At 57.3% G+C, this 12,689-nt stretch carries 12 protein-coding genes and 1 riboswitch; of the genes, 7 read left to right on the forward strand and 5 right to left on the reverse strand.

Features of this window, described 5'->3' with window-relative positions:
* Nucleotides 1-27: 27 nt before the first annotated feature.
* The 5 genes from GN111_RS16705 to GN111_RS16725 all read left to right on the forward strand — a co-directional run bounded on the left by GN111_RS16705 (nt 28) and on the right by GN111_RS16725 (nt 5,029).
* A complete protein-coding gene (locus GN111_RS16705; protein WP_155304834.1) occupies nt 28-414 on the forward strand; it encodes a pyridoxamine 5'-phosphate oxidase family protein in 387 nt (128 codons plus the stop codon).
* Between the two features lie 362 nt (nt 415-776).
* A complete protein-coding gene (locus tag GN111_RS16710) occupies nt 777-1,727 on the forward strand; it encodes a YbgA family protein (protein WP_155304835.1) in 951 nt (316 codons plus the stop codon).
* A gap of 212 nt (nt 1,728-1,939) precedes the next feature.
* Complete coding sequence (gene katG / locus GN111_RS16715; protein WP_155304836.1) at nt 1,940-4,150, forward strand: catalase/peroxidase HPI; 2,211 nt, start codon at nt 1,940-1,942, stop codon at nt 4,148-4,150.
* A 111-nt stretch (nt 4,151-4,261) separates the two neighbouring features.
* On the forward strand, nt 4,262-4,468 hold the full coding sequence (locus GN111_RS16720; RefSeq protein WP_155304837.1) for a hypothetical protein: 207 nt from the start codon (nt 4,262-4,264) through the stop codon (nt 4,466-4,468).
* Nucleotides 4,469-4,828: 360 nt separating this feature from the next.
* Nucleotides 4,829-5,029, forward strand: coding sequence for a cold-shock protein (locus GN111_RS16725; RefSeq protein WP_155304838.1), 201 nt, complete (start codon nt 4,829-4,831; stop codon nt 5,027-5,029).
* 56 nt (nt 5,030-5,085) lie between these two features.
* On the opposite strand, the gene GN111_RS16730 is transcribed toward GN111_RS16725, so the two are convergent.
* From GN111_RS16730 to GN111_RS16745, 5 genes are all read right to left on the reverse strand, one after another.
* On the reverse strand, nt 5,086-5,475 hold the full coding sequence (locus tag GN111_RS16730; RefSeq protein ID WP_155304839.1) for a hypothetical protein: 390 nt from the start codon (nt 5,473-5,475) through the stop codon (nt 5,086-5,088).
* 22 nt (nt 5,476-5,497) lie between these two features.
* On the reverse strand, nt 5,498-7,420 hold the full coding sequence (locus tag GN111_RS16735) for an ATP-binding protein (RefSeq protein WP_170302341.1): 1,923 nt from the start codon (nt 7,418-7,420) through the stop codon (nt 5,498-5,500).
* A 227-nt stretch (nt 7,421-7,647) separates the two neighbouring features.
* A complete protein-coding gene (locus tag GN111_RS16740) occupies nt 7,648-8,850 on the reverse strand; it encodes an FAD-dependent oxidoreductase (protein ID WP_231715769.1) in 1,203 nt (400 codons plus the stop codon).
* A gap of 15 nt (nt 8,851-8,865) precedes the next feature.
* Nucleotides 8,866-9,000, reverse strand: a complete 135-nt coding sequence (locus tag GN111_RS34215; RefSeq protein ID WP_269433842.1) for a hypothetical protein — start codon at nt 8,998-9,000, stop codon at nt 8,866-8,868.
* A 104-nt stretch (nt 9,001-9,104) separates the two neighbouring features.
* Nucleotides 9,105-10,139, reverse strand: coding sequence for a DUF933 domain-containing protein (locus GN111_RS16745; RefSeq protein ID WP_155304841.1), 1,035 nt, complete (start codon nt 10,137-10,139; stop codon nt 9,105-9,107).
* A 156-nt stretch (nt 10,140-10,295) separates the two neighbouring features.
* Nucleotides 10,296-10,481, forward strand: a riboswitch (cobalamin riboswitch).
* A gap of 210 nt (nt 10,482-10,691) precedes the next feature.
* On the opposite strand from GN111_RS16745, the gene GN111_RS16750 reads away from it, so the two are divergent.
* On the forward strand, nt 10,692-11,573 hold the full coding sequence (locus GN111_RS16750; protein ID WP_155304842.1) for a sirohydrochlorin cobaltochelatase: 882 nt from the start codon (nt 10,692-10,694) through the stop codon (nt 11,571-11,573).
* A 46-nt stretch (nt 11,574-11,619) separates the two neighbouring features.
* Nucleotides 11,620-12,687 carry a FecCD family ABC transporter permease gene (locus GN111_RS16755; protein ID WP_155304843.1) on the forward strand — a complete coding sequence of 356 codons (1,068 nt, stop codon included), beginning with the start codon at nt 11,620-11,622 and terminating at the stop codon, nt 12,685-12,687.
* The last annotated feature ends 2 nt before the right edge of the window (nt 12,688-12,689 follow it).

Raw genomic sequence — 12,689 nt, forward strand, 5'->3', positions numbered from 1 at the left:
TTTCTGAAAAGTTTAAAGGAGATGCCAATGAACCTGAAAGACTATTTTGAAGCCAACAAGGGAATGGGCGTGCTGTCCACTGCTGACGACCAGGGCCGAGTCAACGCCGCCGTCTATGCGCGTCCCCACGTACTTGACGACGGCAGCCTGGCGTTTATTATGAGGGACCGCCTATCCCACGCGAATTTACAGTCCAATGCCAAGGCTGCCTACCTGTTTCGGGAAGAGGGGGGCGGCTACAAGGGCCTCCGCCTGCACCTTACCAAGACCCGGGAAGAGAGCGGCACCCCGTTGGTCGCAGAGCTTTGCCGCCGCTGCAAGATCGCTGACAAGCCCGACGCAGTCCGTCACCTGGTAGCGTTTAAAGTGGACAAGGAACTGCCCCTGATCGGTGCCGGCGAATCGCCGGAATAGTGGTGCCCGATTTACAGCAGGTTGCATGGGTGTAGTGGCAAGGTTTATCCCCGCCTTTGTCGACCCGGTGCGGGTTGACCACACCCCTACGCCTCCTGGCAAGATGCGATTTCCCTGCAGGAGTATCGGTTCCTGTTTTGCAGTTCCTGAAAAAGCATGGTATATAAAAAGTTAATCGTTCCGAAAGACAAAAATCCCTTCAACCGCTGGCACGGTGGTGCGATCTCGCAATGAGCATCGCACCACCTTTTGCGCTTTGTTATAGCTAATTCTCTTTCATTCATAACATAGAAGGTCAAAAGGCGTAACGCGATGTTGACCCTTAACCGGCCGTCACCGCAGTGATCGCCTATAGGAAAATCATGCAGCCAACGATCAAAATCGGTGTCAGTTCCTGCCTGCTGGGGGAAAAGGTTCGCTTCGACGGCGGCCACAAACATGACCGCTATATCACCGGGACATTGGGAAAATTTTTTACTTACGTGCCCGTATGTCCGGAAACCGAATGCGGCCTGGGGATTCCCAGGGAAGCCATGCGCCTGGTGGGGCTTGCGGACAACCCGCGTCTGGTCACCAACAAGACCGGCATCGATCATACCGAGCGCATGCAGACCTGGGTGGAAAAGAGGCTGGATGCACTGGACCGGGAAAACCTGTACGGCTTCATCTTTAAAAAAGATTCCCCCAGCAGCGGTCTGCACCGGGTCCGGGTCTATTCGGACAAAGGCCCGCCGGCAAGAACCGGAAGGGGGATCTTTGCCGCCGCCTTCACTCGGCGCTTTCCCCGCATCCCTGTGGAAGAAGAGGGAAGGCTGCATGATCCCGGTTTAAGGGAAAACTTTATCGAACGGATATTCGCACTTAGGCGCTGGCGCGAAGCCCTGGATGAAAAACGGAGCCTCGGGGGTCTGGTGGCGTTTCACACCCGTGAAAAGTTGCTGCTCATGGCCCACAGCCAGAAGCACTACCGGCAGATGGGGCGCCTGGTGGCTACGGGGAAAACCATGGCGGCAGCCCGCCTTTACGACGATTACGAAACTTCGTTGATGGAAGCCCTGCACCTGAAAGCCACCGTCTCCAAGCACACTAACGTGCTCATGCACATCCTGGGCTATTTCAAGAAACAACTGTCCGGCGACGAAAAACAGGAAGTGCTGAGCGTGATTGACAATTACCGCAGCGGTCATCTGCCGCTGATCGTTCCCGTAACCCTGCTGAACCATTTCGTGCGAAAGTACCGCCAGCCCTATTTATCCGATCAAACGTACCTGCAGCCGCACCCGCTGGAGCTGGCCCTGCGCAATCATGTTTAACGGCCGTACGCCGCAGATTCATCTATAGATCTCCATGCGCCCCGACATGGGTAGATCCACCTTGAGGAATAAAAATTTTTGTTGATAATTATTTTCCTTTAGTTATAATTCTTTCATATAACCCTTATTTCGGTGACGCGTACTGTCACCCGAGTCAGGTTTTCGTTCGTTTAACAACCCACCCCCCAAAAAACGACGAAGGAGGAAACGTTATGAATGAAGCCAGCAAATGCCCGGTAACGGGCGCAACGAGAAAACCCATTGCCGGCGGTGGCACCTCGAATCGGGACTGGTGGCCGAACCAGTTGAATCTCAAGATTCTTCACCAGCACTCCGACCTCGGCAATCCCATGGGCCGGACGTTCAACTACGCCGAAGAATTTAAGAAACTCGACCTGAAGGCCATCAAGGAGGACCTTTATAAGCTGATGACCGACTCCCAGGACTGGTGGCCGGCAGACTACGGTCACTATGGAGGACTTTTCATTCGCATGGCCTGGCATAGTGCCGGCACCTACCGCATGGGTGACGGCCGCGGGGGCGCCGGCTCCGGTAGCCAGCGCTTTGCGCCCCTGAACAGTTGGCCGGACAACGTGAACCTGGACAAGGCGCGCCGGCTGCTCTGGCCGATCAAACAAAAATATGGCCGCAAAATCTCCTGGGCTGACCTGATGATCCTGGCCGGCAACTGCTCGCTGGAATCCATGGGATTCAAGACCTTTGGTTTCGCCGGCGGCCGCGAGGACATCTGGGAGCCGGAAGAGGACGTCTACTGGGGCTCCGAAGAGGAATGGCTGGCGACGAGCGACAAGCCCAAGAGCCGTTACAGCGGCGACCGAGATCTGGAAAATCCCCTGGCGGCCGTGCAGATGGGACTGATCTACGTGAACCCGGAAGGCCCGGACGGGAATCCTGATCCCGTGGCCTCGGGCCGTGACGTCCGCGAAACCTTCGCACGCATGGCCATGAACGACGAGGAGACCGTTGCCCTCGTGGCCGGTGGGCACACCTTCGGCAAGTGTCACGGCGCCGGCGACGCGGCGCTGGTCGGCCCGGAGCCCGAAGCCGCACCCATCGAGGAGATGGGCCTGGGTTGGAAAAGCAGCCACGGCAGCGGCAAGGGCGGCGATACCATCGGCAGCGGGATCGAGGGCGCCTGGAAGCCCAACCCGACGAAATGGGATATGGGCTACCTGAAAGTGCTGTTCAAATACGATTGGGAACTGGTCAAAAGCCCGGCCGGCGCGAATCAGTGGCTGGCCAAGGATGTGGACGACGAGGACATGGTGGTCGATGCCCACGACCCGTCGAAAAAGCACCGTCCCATGATGACCACCGCGGACCTCTCCCTGAAGTTCGACTCCATCTACGAGCCCATCGCGCGGAACTACCTGGAAAATCCTGAAAAATTCGCCGATGCCTTTGCTCGGGCCTGGTTTAAGCTGACCCACCGGGACATGGGCCCCCGCTCGCGCTATCTCGGTGCCGAGGTTCCGGCCGAGGAGTTGATCTGGCAGGACCCGGTACCCGCCGCGGATCATGCGCTGATCGACGAAAAGGACATCGCCGACCTCAAGGCCAAGATTCTGGCCTCGGGCCTTTCGGTCTCCCAACTGGTTTCGACTGCCTGGGCCTCGGCGTCCACGTTCCGCGGCTCGGACATGCGCGGGGGTGCCAACGGAGCCCGCATCCGCCTCGCCCCGCAAAAGGACTGGAAAGTCAACCAGCCGCAGCAGCTCAAGTCGGTGCTGGAAACCCTTGAAGGCGTCCAAAAGGAATTCAACGGCGCGAAGTCCGGCGGGAAGAAGGTGTCCCTGGCCGATCTCATTGTATTGGGCGGATGCGCCGGGGTCGAGCAGGCCGCGAAGAATGCCGGTTTCGACGTGATCGTTCCTTTCACACCGGGCCGCACGGATGCGACCCCGGAGCAAACCGACGTGGAAGCCTTCAAGGTGCTCGAGCCGAAAGCAGACGGATTCCGCAACTATCTCAAAGCCAAGTACAGTGTATCGGCCGAAGAACTGCTGGTGGACAAGGCGCAGTTGCTGACGCTGACCGCGCCCGAGATGACGGTGCTCATCGGCGGCATGCGTGTTTTGAATGCCAACTTCGGGCAGTCCCCGCACGGCGTCTTCACTCAGCGGCCCGAGACGCTCACCAATGACTTCTTCGTGAATCTGCTGGACATGGGCACGGTGTGGAAGCCAACCGGCCAAGACGAAGATGTGTTCGAAGGTTTTGATCGTGCCAGCGGCGAACGCAAGTGGACCGGCACCCGCGTCGATCTCATCTTCGGTTCGAACTCCCAGCTGCGTGCTTTGGCAGAAGTCTATGGATGCGAGGACTCTAAAGAGAAGTTCGTCAATGACTTTGTCGCGGCTTGGAACAAGGTCATGAACCTGGACCGCTTCGATATCGTGTAACAGAATGACGCGGCCGATGAGCAGGCATCGCTGGAAAAAATGAAATAATGGTCTATAGTATAGGGAAAGGGGTCAACCGATCCCTTTCCCACCATCTTCAAGGAGGTTTTCATGGCAGAGAAGAAATTCAAACAGGTCTGCGGATGCAAACACTGCGGAAACGAAGCCGAAATGGAGATTACCTGTACACTGGAAGAGCAGAAAGCGGGCGACGCCAACCTCGAGCCTCACGTGGTGCCCAAAGAAAAGGGCAAAACGCGCGGCCATGCCGTGTGCAGTCACTGCGGCGGGGAGGCGGATATCTGGCTGGATGTCTGACTTTTCGGTAGGCCGAAAACGCTTGAGTAAGGGCAATCATCGTCAACCGTCAGTAGCCGTCGACAAACCGCCGTATAGCGGGTTTTTCATGCTCCTGCGGCGTTTTTTTCCAGCGTTGGGGATTTCTTTCCGGCGGAGGATGCTTTGCGGGTCCACATGCTTGCGGCCGAATATAAACCGCGTGCAATCCATCGCAAAATGGCCTATGATGGGTTTTATTGAGGCTGAAGCCCCCTCACATTTGTGCATCACCGGGTATCTATCCTGGATCTGATCTGACCGGACAACAATCAGATCTTCTGTTTCAGAAAGACATCCTGAGTCACTGCGCAAGAACCCCAATAAAGGAGAGTTTTTCCGATGGAAGGTCACATTAAGTGGTACGACGAGAAAAAGAAGTTCGGATTTGTCACCACCCAGGAAAACGAGGACATTTTCCTGCATGTCTCCGGCATTAAAGAGTATGGCCATTTCGGTCTGCAGCGCGATGACCGGGTGGAATTCGAAATCCGGGAAACCCCCAAAGGAAAGCAAGCCGTCAACCTGCGACCCATTCAATAACCCATTTTGCGGCATGCGTCACCAAGCCAGTGCCGGTGACGTTCCAAGAAGAGGGGTCACCCGGCAATGGGTGCCCCCTTTGTTCTTTTCACATCAAGCCACCTGTAACCTTCTGCCAAGGTGGTGAACACGCGAATATTTCCCCCGAGACTGACCGCAGTTTTTTCACCGAAACGATTGGGGTCTATGAGAGACTCATTCAGGACAAACGCAGCTTTGAGCCCTTGAAATTTTTCGGCGATTCGAGATCCATATTGAAACCGCTGCAAGGTGTCGAGCTGACCGGTTACATCGCGCGCATCGCAAAGTATCTTGGAGATATCCGCATTGCGGGCCTCATCGGGCACCTGTGAAAAAAAGAGCTGTATGGATACTAAAGATACGGGCTCGGCGAAAACGACGTGAACCAAGTCGGCTTCCACCCTGATTGTGAAACCGTCTGCCACCTTCGTCCTCCTTCCAACCATTTCATTTGCCGGATATAGACCCACCAACCTGCCGCGGTAATTCAATTTCGAATCGGCTGCCTTCGCCCGGCCGGCTGTTTACCGCAACCGTGCCGCCATGCTTCTGGACGATCTTGCGCGTAACGTAAAGCCCGATGCCGGTGCCTTGGCGGCCTTTGGTGGACGAGAACAGGTCGAAAACGGTTTTGGCTTTTTCGGGGCTCATGCCACCGCCGGTATCCTCGACGATGAAGGCAATGCGGTCCGGATGCACCTCGGTTAGAAAGTCGATGCGATGTTGGTCCGGCGCCGGACTTTCGATGCAGGCTTCCACGGCGTTGTCGATGATGTTGTACAGGGCGGTTCGAAGCAGATCCGCATCAATGGGCATCTCCACCGGCACATCGGAAATTTGGGGATTGAACTGGATATTGGCGCCCTTCACCTTGGTTGCCACGTTGGCTGCCACATCCCCGGCAAATTGCTGAATGTCGGTCGGGACCGGATGAATATCCCGCTCCTTGGCGTAGTAGAGAATGTCCGTGACCAGTTTTCGGATGCGCTCGGTCATGAGACGGACCGTGTCCAACCCCTCCTCGATGCGCGCCGGTCGGTCGCGGTAAAAACCGGAATCGATCATGTACACACCGGCGTCCAGTCCGGTCAGGCTGCCTTTCAGATCGTGGGACAGGGTGCTGACCATCAACCCCAGATTGGCCAGATTGGTTTGCAGCTTGCGCAGTTGGGTCACGTCGGCAAAAATCGCCAGCACCTGGATCAGTTTCCCGGTGGCCGTCTTGATCGGCGAAGTCCAGGCCATTACATTGGTTTTCATCCCTTCGTTGTTGGTCAGCACCATGTCTCCCTGATGTGCCTCGCCGCTGCGCACGGTCAGCGAGATGGGGTCCCGATAGGCCGGAAAAATGCCCGGCCGGAATACGTCGAAAAACAGCCGGCCGGTGTGATCGCCGTAGTTCTCCCTGAAAGCGCGATTGGCCGCGTTGATGCGAAATCGTCGGTCCAGCACCACGATGCTGGACGGCACTGCGTTGAAAAGCTGTTCGTAGCGCTGGTGGGTCCGGCGGCTCTCTGCTGCCAGCCGTTCGATCTCCTTGGTGCCGGCAAAAATTTCGATGACCAGGTCGATGTTGCCGTCGTTGTCGTAGATCGGCGCCGTATGCACCGTTACAGGAACCCGGGCGCCGCTGGCGTAGCGGACCAGTGCCCGCGTTTTCATTACGCTTTCGTGGCGCAGGGTCCGGCCTACGGGGCAGCCGTTGCGGGTAGCCCGGCGGCCCGCATAGATCCCCCAACTGTTCTGGTAGAGCCGATTGCCCAGGTAGCGGTTGTAAATGCCGTTGGCGGCCAGCAGCGTGCACTGTTTGTCATGGATGGAGACAAAATAGGGCAGTTCGTTGAAATAACGCATGCCTCCCTGGGCATCGCTGGCGACCTGGCTGATGAAGGCCGACATTTTTTCCACGATCTGGCGCACGGCCAGAAAACGCTCGGTTTCGACGGTGGCCTGCAAGCGCTCCCGATCTCGGGCTTCCGGATTGTCGGAAAGAGAGCGAATTTGCCTGCGCATGTGCACAACTTTTTCCATGCGCCGCAGCACGACCGACAGCATTGGGGCAGCCGCCGGCAAAACGATGAACTCGTCGGCTCGATATTTGAAGTCCGCGACGGCGGCTTCCAGTTTCCCGGTGGTGGTCACCAGGATCTGAACCTCTTTGTCCTGCAGACGGATGCCGTCCACCAGCGCCAAGGCGTCATGGACCCCGTCGCCGACAACCACCCAGGCCGGCTGCATGGTTTCGAATTTCCGGAGTCCCTCGGCACCGCTGTGCACCAAAACCACGCCATAGTCCAGGGCCGCCAGTGCCGGCGCCAGCGTCTGCTCATAAGGGGCATCGTCGATAACAAGAACAGGTTCTTTGACCATGGAGCGTCCGTCAGATCCTCTCATACGGTTTTAACGATTTTCATCCATACCTCTTCACCGTGATCTTTTTTCAAGGTGCTTTTTCTAAACCGAAGGCTTCCGAAGCACAACATTTATTGAAAAAAAATCAGGGCCCGGGGAAAACAGGCAAAAGCCGCTCCCCGGACCCTGACATGTGCTCAACAGTATTTCAGGCAGTCTGAATGGCTGTCGAATCCGACCCTTCCCTATTTCAGTTTTTGCAGTGCCTGCTCGGCCGCAATCGTAATCGGTTCCGCACTGGGCTCCGATGAAATATCCGGATTGCAGGCGGAAGTAAACGTGGTCAGGTCGCCGATGGTCTTTTTGCCGAGAATGAAGGCGCTGACCGCATCGATCTCCCTGGCGGGGCCGATTGTATGGCTTACGATCTGGCCGCCGATCAGCACCTGGCTTTCGCGTTCGAACACCAGTTTGATTTTCCAGGGCTGCATTCCCGGGATCATGCCGTGTTTGCTGCGGGAATCGACAACGGCGCTGACGGTCTCGATACCATGGCGCCGGGCATCGGTTTCGGTGAGACCGGTGGCGGTGACCACCAGGTCGAAAACCTGGCACCCGCCGGCATTGAGCACGCCGGGGAACTTGATGTCGTAACCGGCCAGCCGCTTGGCCGCCAGGCGCCCCTGCATCACCGCCGGTCCCCTCAGCCGCCCGCCTTCGGGCTTGCCGGTGACAAAATTGATCTTCTCCACGCAGTCTCCGCCGGCCAAGATGTCGGGATCGGAGGTCTCCTGAAAAGCGTTGACCTTGATGCCGAAATCGCCCATTTCAAGGCCGATGGACTCGGCCAGCTCGGTATTCGGCCGCACTCCCACATTGACAAACACCATATCCGCCTCGAGCGTTTCGCCGGAATCAAGCTGCACACCGGTGACCGTGCCGTTGCTGCCGACGATCCGGCTGACCTTTTTGCCGGTCAACAGGGTCAGCCCCTTTTCCTTGAGGTAGTCGGCCACCGGTGCGGCCATATCCGCATCCAGCATCAGCGGCAGGGGGCGGTCCATCAACTCTACGATGGTCACCGGCTTGCCGCCATGGGCCAGCGATGCGAAAAGCGAGGCAACTTCCAGGCTGATGAACCCCGCTCCGATGAAAACCAGATGACGGGGATTTTTCTCGGCCATGTAGGTCCGGATTTTCTCCGCGTCTTCAAGGCCGCGCAGGGCCAGGACCCCTTTCAGGTCGATCCCTTCGATGGGAGGGATCATGGATTTGGCGCCCATCCCTAAAAAGAGCTTGTCGTAGTCAAGCTCACGGCCATCGGACAGGTGGACCTTTTTTTGGGCGGCATCGACGCGGGTGACCGCTTCGACGATGATATGAATACCCGGACCTTCAAGCATCTTGTCGGGTACCACGATGGATTCGGGCGCGGCCAGACCGGCCACGACATGGGGCAGGGCTCAACGGACGATAAAACAGGGTTCTTTGCGAATGACGGTTACGTCCACATCCGGCATCAACTTCTTGGCCATCATGGCCGCCGGCCCCCCGGCCCCGCTGCAACCTACAATGACGAGCTTTTCACCTTTTTTCATGACGACTCCATAAATTGGGGTTAATAGAACATGAAAAACGGGATCCAGAACCTACCGGTCAATCAAACCGATCTTTCTAGAAATTGCAAGCATATCCTCAAAAATCATACGTTGAAGCGAAAGTTGATGATGTCCCCATCCTGCACCGTGTAGGTTTTGCCCTCCAGACGCACGGTCCCCTTCTTGCGGGCCTCGGCATAGGTCCCGGCATCCATGAGGTCATCGTAGGCCAGCACTTCGGCCCGGATAAAGCCTTTCTTGATGTCCGAGTGAATCACCTCGGCGGCATCGACGGCGGCCGTTTCACGGGGGATGGTCCAGGCCCGCACCTCGTCCTCGCCCACCGTGAAAAACGAGATCAGCCCCATCAGTTCGTAGGAGTGCTGGATCACCCGGTCGGTGGCCGAGGCGCTGATGTTGAACTCGGCCAGAAATTCGTCGGCCTCTTCATCGGACATCTGGGCCAGTTCCTGCTCAAGCTTGGCCCGGATCACCAGGCAGGTCTCTTCTTCGGGCAGCCGTTCGGCGTCGGGCAGCGCATCGTCCTCATCGTCGTTGTTGAGCAGGATCAGCATGGGCTTGGCGGACAGAAACGCGAAGCCGCGCAGCACTTTAGCCGCGACAATATCGGCAAACCGACGCAGCGGAATCTCCTGGTCCAGGGCCTTCTTGCAGCGATCGAGCAGGTCCATCTCCTCGGGATCGGGCTTCTTGCCCCGGCGTGCGTCCAATGCCAGACGCTCCAGCCGTTTTTCAACCACCACCAGGTCGGAAATGATCAACTCCTGGTCGATCGCCGTCACATCCGCTTTTGGATCTGGATCGTCAAGCCCGTAGCCGCTGAAATTGCGCACCGTGTGAATCAGGGCGTCGCAGTCGCGCACCTGGGTCCAGATGCTCTGGTCTTTTTGGGCACCGGCGCCGTGATCCCCCTTGCCGGGGAGAAAATACTCCACCCGTGCAAAGATGGTCTTGCGCGGGTTGTACATCTCGCTCAGGACGTCGACCCGCCGGTCCGGCACGGTGATCGTGCCGATGCGGCTCTCCTGGCGGTTGCCGTCAGCGGCGACGCTGCGGGTCAATGCTTCGAACACGGTGGCCTTGCCTGACTGGGGCAGACCGATAATGCCGAGTCTCATCGTCTTTTCACTCCTTGTCCTCCCTTGCGGTCGGAGGATATTTTATGGTTGGAAAGGACATGTATGGTAATTTTTTACGGATACGTCAACACTTTGTCCGGAGCCATCAGTCGTTCAGCTCAATTTTCTCTTGACCCCTGCACCAAAACGTCCTAACGATTGAACCGTTTATTAGGTGCTCTGTAGAGCTTGAAAGGGAACTCCGTGAGAATCGGAGACAGGCCCGCTGCTGTAATCGGGGACGAAATTCGCCTTATACCACTGTTTTCAAGCGGAAATGGGAAGGTGCGAAGAGTAGGATGATCCGAGAGTCAGAAGACCTGCCTGATGAATAGAGCGACAACGTCGTTGACGGAAGTGTGCTCGGCCCATGTCTGCGGATAAAACAGGGATATCCCGGATTGATCTCAGATCGATCCGGGATATTTTTTTCTGTGGGTTCTGCGGGTACGACTGCTTCTACCGGTATTGCCGAAACTCTCTTCGTTTTTTCCCTTGATGGCTCCGGAAGCATTTCACAAACCATGTGTTTTACAAGAAAGGGAGAAAACAATGAAAACCAGGTTGATGTCCGTTGTCGTCGTCGTTACGCTGATTCTGTTCACCGCAGTTGCCGGTTTTGCTTCCGGCGGTCACGGCCACAAGGCCCCCAAGAAAGTGGGTATCCTGCTGGTGGCCTTCGGATCGAGCGAGGCATCGGCGCAAGTCTCCTTCGACAAGCTCGATGCAAAGGTCAAGCAGAAGTATCCCGAGATTCCCGTTCGATGGGCGTTTACGTCCCATATCATCCGGGAAAAACTCGCCGGCCAGGGCAAACATTTCGACTCTCCGGAAGTCGCTCTGGCAAGGATGCTGGATGAAAAGTTCACCCATGTCGCGGTGCAGTCGCTGCACACCATCGGCGGAGCCGAGTACCACGACCTGCGCAAAACCGTCGGCGGATTCAAGGCGATGGGTGGATTCCAGAAAATCATTTTAGGGTACCCTTTGATGTCCACGCAGGAAGACATGGAGAAAATCGTCGATGCATTGATCGACATCATCCCCGAAAAACGCAAAAAAGACGAGGCCGTCGTTTTGATGGGACATGGCACGCATCATCCCTCCAATGCGTTTTACGCGGCCCTGATGTTTCAACTGCAGCTTAAAGACCCCAATATCATCGTGGGAACCGTCGAAGGGTATCCGGGGATCGATCTGGTGCAGGACCTGATCCTCGCAAAGAAAATCAAGAGGGTTTGGTTGATGCCGTTCATGTCCGTGGCCGGCGACCATGCCAAAAACGACATGGCAGGAGACGAAGCGGATTCCTGGAAATCGATTCTGACCCAGGCGGGAATCCAATGTATACCGGTTCTCAAGGGAACGGCCGAATACGACAGCTTTGCCGATATCTGGGTCAGCCACATCGAAGGACCGCTCAGCCATTTTTAGTCCGATGCTGATCCGGCGGTTCGACCGGGATTGAAATGGTCCGCCCATGACCGAGAAAAGAGAAACCACAACTACCGTTCGACGGGGCCGGCGTCTGCCTTTGGCGGGGGTGGTCCTTTTCATGACGGTTCTGCTTGTTGCGGTCATCGTCATTTCAACCGGCTCGGGCTTCGTTCGCATTCCGCTTCCGGATGTCGCCCGGATTATCGCCGCGCAATTGACGGGGCTGGAGGGTCTGGCTGCCCGGCTGGACCCTCTGGCGCCGGTGGTGGTCATGGATGTTCGCCTGCCGCGCATCCTCACCGCCGCCCTGGTGGGCAGCGGGTTGGCCATCTCCGGCGCAGTGTTTCAGGGCATTTTGCTCAATCCACTGGCCGATCCATACACCCTCGGGGTTTCTGCCGGGGCTGCCTTCGGCGCCTCTGTCGCCCTGTTGATCGACTTTACCCTGCTGGGCCCCTGGTCGGTGCCGGCTTTTGCGTTTTGCGGCGCCCTGGCCACGCTCATGGCGGTCATCTATCTGACCGCCAGCAGTGGGGATTTTTCTTCCGGCGCCCTGATTCTTTCCGGAATCATCGTTGCGGCCATTTTGTCCGCGGGCGTCAGCTTCATCAAATACCTGGCCGATGAACAGGTCGGCATCATCATCTTCTGGCTCATGGGAAGCTTTGCATCCAAAACCTGGGCCGAGGTGGGATTGACGGCAACGGCGGTGATTCCGGGGTTGATCGTTTTTCTCTTCTTCAGTCGGGACCTCAACCTGCTGGCACTGGGCAGCAGAACAGCCGGATCGCTGGGGGTGGCCACGCGAAAAATCTCCCTGATCCTGTTGGTTGCAGCCTCTTTGATATCGGCGGTGTGTGTGGCCGTCTCCGGAATCATCGGATTCGTCGGCCTGCTGGTGCCGCACATGGTCCGGTTTGTCACCGGGCCGGACAACCGGCGCCTGCTACCGGTGTCGGCCCTGGTGGGTGCCATTCTCCTGCTGGCGGCGGATACGGTGACCCGGGCGGTTCTGCCCCAGGAAGTGCCCATCGGCGTCATCACCGCGCTCATCGGTGGTCCGGTGTTCTGTTATATCTATCGCAAACGGCAGACACGGGAGGTCCGATAGGC

The organism is Desulfosarcina widdelii, from assembly GCF_009688965.1.
Taxonomy (GTDB): domain Bacteria; phylum Desulfobacterota; class Desulfobacteria; order Desulfobacterales; family Desulfosarcinaceae; genus Desulfosarcina; species Desulfosarcina widdelii.